Raw genomic sequence first — 8,097 nt, 5'->3', positions numbered from 1 at the left:
GCTCCAACTCTGTAATCTTCATTCATAGCTTCATTCATTTCTGCATTCATTCTTTCACCTTTCTCAACTATGCATACCTCTGTGTAATGCTATTCGCTCTCGCATGATCTGATTGTGTGCCTGAGTATTGAGAAGCTTCTGCCGTTCAATGTCATGGCGTTGTTTCATCATTTCTGCTTCTGTTTTTGCTTTCTTTTGATGCATAAACAGATCAATCTGCTTTTGTTGCAAATCCATCTGATGCATCTGTGCTTTCGTCTCTAAGTCTTGTTGCTTTTCCTGCAACTTCATTTCCTGCTCGGGGTCCATCTGCTGTTGTTGTGCCATTTGTTGCTGTTGGAACTTCTCACTGACACGATTAAGCAATGACGCAGGCAATGGTGAATAACGAAGTAGATCAAGCATAATATCCGGCGTAATCGCATTTTGAAGCAATGGAAGCAGTTGTGTGATAATACCGAAGGTGCGCTCTTTCTCATTCGGGCTGGTTGGCGCATCATCAACTACAATATCATACTCGACACTCGTTACTTCTTCACGCGTCAAAGGAATATATTGCGCATTCTCTTCACCAGATATCCGCACCAAACGACCATCGGACAAGTAATTCTGTATAAGGTACAAAATAATCTTACCTTGCCGCTTGCGATACAAACGTAAACCATCAAACAGACAAGCAAGCAGATTTAAACTGGATTGGCGTCGTTGTGCCTCCAAAATACCAGCTTGTGTCACTTCTCTTGTGCCAATGAATTCGGGCGATAAACCCGTCACCTGATTAATTGCTTCCTTAGCTTCATTAAACAGTTGGAAAAAGCCTTGTGGAAATTGTGCTACGGGTTTTGGTTGTATCTTACCTTGTGCCAGTGCGTTATGTTTAGCCCCTGTCATCGTGTCTGCCCGGGTTCAATTTTTTGTTGCTTGTCTGTTGTCCTTAAATGCCCCTTTCTCTGCCATTATCCCGCCTTTGGATTGGCTATTAAGGATATACATCACTTGACTAAAGTACTTATTCGCCCACCGCTGAGGATCTTTTGTAGGACGCACAACCCCATAAAATTGCCGTTCTATCTTGTCAAAATACCCCGTTATACACTCCCAACCCAATTGACCCGCTGGAACCATGGGTTGATCGGGGGATTCAAGCAGCTTTCTCCCTAAAAAAGCACGCCTTACAACCTTTTTATTGAAAGCTGCCCCTTGAATATTAGGCATCATGCATTGAAGCTGTTTAAATTCTTCCTCGCTATAATCACGAAGTTCTCCAGTGCTTAAATCGGGCGCTTTATAATATCGCTCGCTTTCAAACCAACGGCATTCAACAAGCGTGACCATCCGACGACCGTTTTCAACATCAATGCTCCCTTCATCACTGTAATAATCAAGATCATTATGGTGAACACCTTCATGAGAGCTCCCATCCCTTGCCCAATCTGCACTCAGCTCTGTCCAATGAGATTTGGGAAACATCTGCTTAGCTACTTCTAACGGCTTGCGATCTACATACCACAAACGTTGCGCATCGGTTAAATTCGGTTGCACCGCTGCACTGTCCCAAACCATCTTTAACGGGTCTAAACGGGTAATTACCGGTTCACCATCGAGGCTGTTCTCATAATCAAGCCGTGTATCAGTCCACCCCATGCCGCAGATAACCGCATCTTGGAAAGCATCACTATCAGCGTATTCGGCATGCGCCATATCCCGAAACCATTCTGCCGCACCGGTAAGCAATTCACTAGGCAATGCCTTCCCTACTTGACGTGGAATAAACTGCACTTCGCGCTTGTTATTACGCTCTGACCCCACAACGGCATTGACCAATGGGGCAATACGATTAAAGGTCATAACGGGGCGGCGTTGCTTTTTTAACGCCGATAAATCTTCTTCATTCCATTGATCACCATTGTAAAAACCAAAATCCTCCCGTGCATGTTCACGCCATTTGTTCACATGCTCCACATCTTCTTTGTACCAACTCACAAGCTTGCGAAACAAACCTTCATGAGAGAGATCAGATACGTTGCTGTCTTTCTCTAAATGTTCATCATCATGCATCATTCTGCCATCCATGAGGTACTCTCATATTCCGTTCTGCCGCTATAAGCTGGTCGCTTTTGTATTTCTTTTGGTGGTTTGTATGAAATACACATCAGTCCAAAGGCATCTGCCCCATGACTGGACCAATCGTGCTCTGCTCCCAAGCCAATATTGCGCTTCTCATCCCATTTCTCGTGATACCAGTTCAGTGCCTTACGTCCTGCTACCGTCGTCTTTTCATTAAACCAAACAGAAGGCAAAACACGGCGGACTGTTTCTATACGTATCTTAACAGCTCCTGCTCCCTGATTAGGGATAACTTTTGTTTGAAAGCCTGCCTGTTTAAGAGCGCTCTCAAAACTCACATTGTGCACACGGTCTCTGGTTGCCCCATCATGGGGGAGAACCATCAACGCCTTCTCATAACCGTTTTGACGCAACCAGCCTACATGCTCTGATAGCGGTTGTCCCTGTGCTTCGTAATAATTAAGCACTCTAATTTCTCGCCCCACAAACTGTGCTATCCATATCGCTGTTGCATCTGCCTTGGCACCCGTGCCCCCAATATCCCAAAAAGCACGTATTTGCATTAAAGGGTCACGAGCAACACGCCCTATCCGCCCCTCTTGCTCAGCTGCCAACATTTCCTTTTGATAATAAGCGCCTTGAACCGCTGTAAGATAAGCCCCTTCCCAGATATGCTTATAAGTCTCGGGACGGTTTCTAAGGTCATCAAGCCGCGCTTCATTCAAGATCTTGGGAAACTTCGGATTGTCTGACCAGTTGATCTCAACACGCTTAATTGCCTCATTGTCTGAAAAGCGAAATCGCTTCTCAACGGGGGCATTTTCTCGCAATGGGTTCCATGTCACCCATAACTCTGCTCTCCACCCCTCTCCCTCTTCACGCAACGTCGGTATAAGCGTTTGCCAAGCTGTCTCTGTAACGGGCTCTGCTTCGTCAACCCAACAAAGCAAAATTCGCCCCATAGATTTGATACTGGCTATATTGCGGTCTAGTCCAGAAAACTGAAAAGCTATACGACCATCAATTGACTTAATCGACGACTCCCCAACCTTGTAATAGTCCTTTAAGAAATCATGCACTTCAATGGCGCGTTTAATCTCCTCCAATGAACTTTCTGCCAAAGAATTTTGAAACTGACGCGCACAAAGAATAGTGCCCGATATCCCTTGCATACCAAATTGATAGCCTTTTAAAGCAGCCATCAAGGCAAATGATCTTGTCTTTCCAGACCCTCGTCCACCCCAAGCCGCACGCACCAAAGCCTTATCTGTATCTGTAAAAATCGGTATAAGCTTTGGAACAATATTAATCTGTCGTGTTGTCATTGACCAAAGGCGCGATTTCTACACGCGTTATCACCTTAACGGCTCCCCCATCTTCACCTGTCACTTGCAAAGGCAACACCTTACCAAGCAATGCCAAATAAGCAGCGGGACATTCCATAGCTTGTTTTTCCAAATAAGAAATCAAACCATCATTGCCAATTTTATTCCCAGCATTCTCAGCAGCCTTAACCACTGCTTCTTTTAAAATGCGCGTCATTTTATTCGGAACGCCCTTGACCCGCCCTTGACCTGCCTTTGGTGGTATACGCTTTTTAATGGGTTGTGGATCCTGCTGTGTATTTTCTGTCATAAAATACGCCCTCCAGATAATAAAAAACCCCGCATTTGCGGGGATTTTAAACTGCACTGTCTCTCGTCTAGACACAATACGCCTAAGTACAGTAAGGTCATTAAATACGATTTGCTACACTTTGTCAACATAAAAATAACACATATTGATAATTTCAAAAGGAATCAGTTAAACAGATAAAGTGCATATTAAGGTAGACATATTAAGGTAGAAATGATGTTTATAAAAAAATCTTTATTTAGAAGCGTATTAATTATCGCACTTTTTACAACCTATCTTATATTCCCTTCAAACGGATACGCTGATGATAATTTAGATGAATTCTGCTGTTCAAAAGAAGTAGTAAGACTAGAGAGAGCACGCAGTGATTATCTGTATAAAAATTACAATTGGTGGGAACAAAGGTGTTACAACGCTCAATGGATACACGATAAATACGTAGAAAAAACTTTGTCGCTACCAGCACGACTAGCTAAGCAACATATAAAAACTATAGAGCAATGGCGTCGTCTAGTCATAAACCGAAATAGTGTATCGCGTGCCGTGATAAGCAATATGCAATTCGAAATAGAGCAAATGCAGCATTTAGATAGAGCAAAACGAAATAAGCAACATGAAAAGGTATCACAACTCCTCGATATCATTACCGATGTTCGAAAGACTATTGCTACACAAAAAGAAAAAGTTAAAAGGCTAGATCATGAAATTGAAATAGTAAATGATATGCTTATTTATTTTTATGAATAATTGCATACTTATGAAAAGTACTTATGAAGCACATTAAGAGCAACACGTAATGAATTCACAAGGTGTGGTAGCATTTGATCTTCTATAACGAGATACTGTAACGCTGCATAAAGGTTATATTGTCTATAGAGGCATTGGGCTTCTTTTAGTGCCTCTTGCGTGTTTATAAACTGCTCTGTTGCAAATTCTACCCATTTGTCTCTTGCCTTATCATCAGACGATGATGGCATTTCATCATAAACAGCACTTGGCAAGCCTTTTGCACAAAGGTAATTATTTCTTATCTGTAGATATTGCTGGGCGGCGTCATATTGCTCTTGTGTAAGCACGCCTTGTAAACAAAGCCGCCCTATGTAAGTACCAGAGAGCGGATTTTTTGCCTCTTGTAGCGTTAAACCGAAGCGCTTTGCACGTATCTCTATTGCCAATTTATCAACAGATTCACGTGGTGTTTTTGCACGTGATATACGACCATTTGGCTCTCTTACCTGCCCCGCTATTTTAGGGCGTCCCCTCTTTTTATTTTTTTTCACAGATAACCTCAGACACCTGTTTAACGTTTTCCCAAATTTCCTCTGAGTTTGACCGTGTCTCTCCACCCAAAATCACTACAAATAACAGTAACACTACTGATATACCAAAGGCTGCTAATTTTTTCCAATCATCATCATCACCCATCATCCACACGAAGATAATGACCATCATTACAGTTAGAAAGCCTGCTGATATATTACAGAATGTCTCAATCTTATTATTATGTTGTAATGATTTTATCTCTTGCTCTGTAATAGTATAGTTATAAACTGGTTTAGATTTACAGATTGCACTAAAGGTATGGAGCGGCGGCTTATCAGACATTTAAATACCCTCTATTAAAAAGGAACACTGTCATTCATAACGGTATGGGGCGTATTAAGAGGTCTGTAAATGCTTCTGTCATAAGCTGATGATGACGGCTCTTGATTATCATCATTTTTGCCATCTAAAAGCTTTAACTCGCCTTTGTATTTAGGTAAAATGACCTCTGTTACATACCGATCAATACCGTTTTTATCTTGCCATTTACGGGTTTGGAGCTGCCCTTCAATATAGACTTTGCTTCCTTTATGGAGATATTGGAGTGCTACTTTTGCTAAATGTGGATTAAAAACCACAATGGAATGCCATTCGGTTTTGTCTATTCTCTTATTGGTTGCCTTATCTGTATAGCTCTCAGACGTTGCCATTCGAAAATTGACCACTTCACCACCAGAAAGCATAGTTTTGCTTTCGGGATTGGCACCTAAATGACCAATTAAAATCACTTTATTAAGCATTTGCTTTCTGTCCTTTAATGGAAAATAGTACTTAGAACAAAACAAACTCACAACTGATGATAGTATAACACATTATGGGGTGTAATTACAAACGAAATTTATTATAACCCACTGAATCTAAAGAATGAATCCCATTTTTATTTTACTTAACAGCTTGCATTTTGATACGTTTTGTGCAATAAAGAGATGTTCTCTTATATTTCGATTGGTTATTTTAATCGTTTATTTAGATCGCTAGTTGTTTTGATAATAAAAGCCGTATCAATTCATTTTGATGCGGCTTTTTTGCTATAAAGCCGCCCCCCGCGTTATTTAAGCAGCGTCTTTTAGTGACTGATTATCATCACAGATATCATTACGAATTTTTGCACGGCTATTCACAACAGCATTGCCATAAATTTGCACATGATGATCAATATTTGATTTGCCATAGACCTTGGCATGATCATAAATTCTTACAAAGCAACCAACACGAGCCGATCCAGAAACCTTGGCATGACCATAGATACTTGAATAATCCTTAATCCAAGCATTACAAAAAACATGGGCATTATCATAAACCCGCGCCCAGACATAAACCCGTGACTTGCCATACACATGGGCATTGCCAAAAATATAGCCACAAACATAGGCACTTTCATAGACACGGGCATTGTCATAAACCTTGGCACCATTAGAAATAGTAGCATTATCACTAATTACGGCATTACCATAAACATGCCCACAGACCTTAGCGTTATCATGAATTTTTGCATTATCATAAATATGAGCGGTTGTATCAAAAACCAATGCTTTGCCATTGACGATAGCATTGCCATACACCTTGGCACCTCTAAAGATTTTCGCATCATTATAGATTTTAGCATTTTCATAAACAGTTGCATCGAAAAGAACCGCGGCATTATCATAGACCCAGCAATTGCCATCATGGGATAAGTTACTTTCATTTTCAATAAAACCGCCGAGGTCCCCCGCCTTAACATCATCAAAATCTCTTAGAGCACGTATGCGGTGTAAAGTAAGACCATCAAAAGTGAAGTTTTCATTAGTAAATTCATATTTTTTAGATACAGTTGTAGTGGTCATAGGTAACTCCTAATCTAATATTCGATAAATTTTTAAATGAGATGTTTATAAGGAGGCGCCCCCGCACTGCCCTATTGTTTAATTACCAACATGGATCATCGATTTCTGGAATAAATTTATCACAAATAAGATCATTAGGTGATAAATAGGTATCACTTTCAATATCAGAATCCCCAATTACAGTAGCACCATTTATGATGACATTTTCACTAATACAAGAGGTATCACCAACAAAAGCTTTACCATAAATTTTTACATTATCGTAAATAGCAGCACTATCACAAACTTTTGCATTATCAGAAATATGAACATTATTTACAACACGTGCGTTATCAGAAACCGTAGCAGAATCTTTAACGATAACATCACAAGCTACATAAGCATTATCAGTAACAAGCGCATTTTGATAAACACGGGCATTATCAAAAATCCAGCAGCTTCCCTCATGTGATAGATTATCTTCCTTTTCAATAAAGCCACCAAGATCACCTGCATTAACCTTCCCAAACATATAACCAAAATCTCTTAATGCTCTAATACGGTGCAAAACATGACCATCAATTTCGATTGTCTCATCAGTAAATTCATATTTTTTTCCAAGATCTTGCTTTTGAAGCGAGGCGCTATCATTATGATGTTGAATGTAAGAGAAAATGGCGTCTTGAAGTTTTTTAACTGTAGCATTCATGCTAGTAATCCTTATCAATAAAGTTTTTGATTAACAGCCCATAAGGGCGTCGGGTGCTCAAAAACACGGTGATAAGTCCGTCGTCACACTTTTCTCATAAAGAGTCTTGTATGGTGTAACCACACCCGACATAATCGTTATATGCCAATGATAGCATAAAAGAAAGTCAGTATTTTTAAGAAATGGGAAAAACCTTATCGTGGTTTATCCGCTTATCACAAGTGTTTTTGAAGCACTTGTCGACCTTTCTAAACGAACCTTTCTTTAAAGTCAATACGTATTTTTTATTTTTTTCACTTTTTTCCATTTTGATACCTACATCATTGAATATCAAGTGCTTTTAAATTTTACTTTTGGTTTTTAGTATAAAATGTAGTGCGTAAATGGACATGTTTATTAAACTGCGTGTATGCAACATGAGAAAGAATGAATAAACTAAAAAAAAGTACCAAAAAACGATATCTAAATACCAAAATACAGTATAACTATTTGGAAAAATTAAAACGACAAGTGCTAAACTTATTAGCTTTAAAAGTCTGTGCATATACTGTTGTAAAT

Annotated in this window: 8 protein-coding genes and 2 pseudogenes; 1 reads left to right on the top strand and 9 read right to left on the bottom strand. The window is 39.9% G+C overall.

Going from position 1 to position 8,097, the window contains the following annotated elements; all coding sequences use genetic code 11:
- Positions 1–63: 63 nt before the first annotated feature.
- The 3 genes and pseudogenes from U736_RS11270 to U736_RS0108275 all read right to left on the bottom strand — a co-directional run bounded on the left by U736_RS11270 (position 64) and on the right by U736_RS0108275 (position 3,702).
- Positions 64–2,073, bottom strand: a pseudogene (locus U736_RS11270) (portal protein).
- Positions 2,058–3,392 (bottom strand): PBSX family phage terminase large subunit, encoded by a 1,335-nt coding sequence (locus U736_RS0108280; protein WP_026500635.1) that lies wholly within the window; start codon positions 3,390–3,392, stop codon positions 2,058–2,060. Before U736_RS0108280 ends, U736_RS11270 begins: the two are co-directional and overlap by 16 nt.
- On the bottom strand, positions 3,373–3,702 hold the full coding sequence (locus U736_RS0108275) for a hypothetical protein (protein WP_026500634.1): 330 nt from the start codon (positions 3,700–3,702) through the stop codon (positions 3,373–3,375). Before U736_RS0108275 ends, U736_RS0108280 begins: the two co-directional genes overlap by 20 nt.
- A gap of 216 nt (positions 3,703–3,918) precedes the next feature.
- On the opposite strand from U736_RS0108275, the gene U736_RS0108270 reads away from it, so the two are divergent.
- Positions 3,919–4,449, top strand: coding sequence for a hypothetical protein (locus U736_RS0108270; RefSeq protein ID WP_026500633.1), 531 nt, complete (start codon positions 3,919–3,921; stop codon positions 4,447–4,449).
- 8 nt (positions 4,450–4,457) lie between these two features.
- Here the strand turns inward: U736_RS0108270 and U736_RS0108265 are convergent, their stop codons facing one another.
- The 6 genes and pseudogenes from U736_RS0108265 to U736_RS12910 all read right to left on the bottom strand — a co-directional run.
- On the bottom strand, positions 4,458–4,982 hold the full coding sequence (locus U736_RS0108265) for a hypothetical protein (RefSeq protein WP_026500632.1): 525 nt from the start codon (positions 4,980–4,982) through the stop codon (positions 4,458–4,460).
- A complete protein-coding gene (locus U736_RS0108260) occupies positions 4,969–5,307 on the bottom strand; it encodes a hypothetical protein (protein WP_026500631.1) in 339 nt (112 codons plus the stop codon). Before U736_RS0108260 ends, U736_RS0108265 begins: the two co-directional genes overlap by 14 nt.
- 14 nt (positions 5,308–5,321) lie before the next feature.
- The gene (ssb, locus tag U736_RS0108255) at positions 5,322–5,765 is read right to left on the bottom strand and encodes a single-stranded DNA-binding protein (protein ID WP_026500630.1); all 444 of its coding nucleotides are present in this window, start codon (positions 5,763–5,765) and stop codon (positions 5,322–5,324) included.
- A 312-nt stretch (positions 5,766–6,077) separates the two neighbouring features.
- Positions 6,078–6,851, bottom strand: coding sequence for a hypothetical protein (locus U736_RS0108250; RefSeq protein ID WP_026500629.1), 774 nt, complete (start codon positions 6,849–6,851; stop codon positions 6,078–6,080).
- Between the two features lie 82 nt (positions 6,852–6,933).
- Entirely contained in the window at positions 6,934–7,539 is a 606-nt protein-coding gene (locus U736_RS0108245; protein WP_026500628.1) for an LbetaH domain-containing protein, read from the bottom strand.
- Positions 7,540–7,879: 340 nt separating this feature from the next.
- Positions 7,880–8,097 (bottom strand): annotated as a pseudogene (locus tag U736_RS12910) (hypothetical protein); the annotation flags it as partial.

The organism is Bartonella grahamii ATCC 700132, from assembly GCF_000518085.1.
GTDB lineage: Bacteria > Pseudomonadota > Alphaproteobacteria > Rhizobiales > Rhizobiaceae > Bartonella > Bartonella grahamii.
The sequence above is the reverse complement of the archived record's forward strand: the minus strand, read 5'-3'. Positions and strand labels throughout refer to the sequence as shown.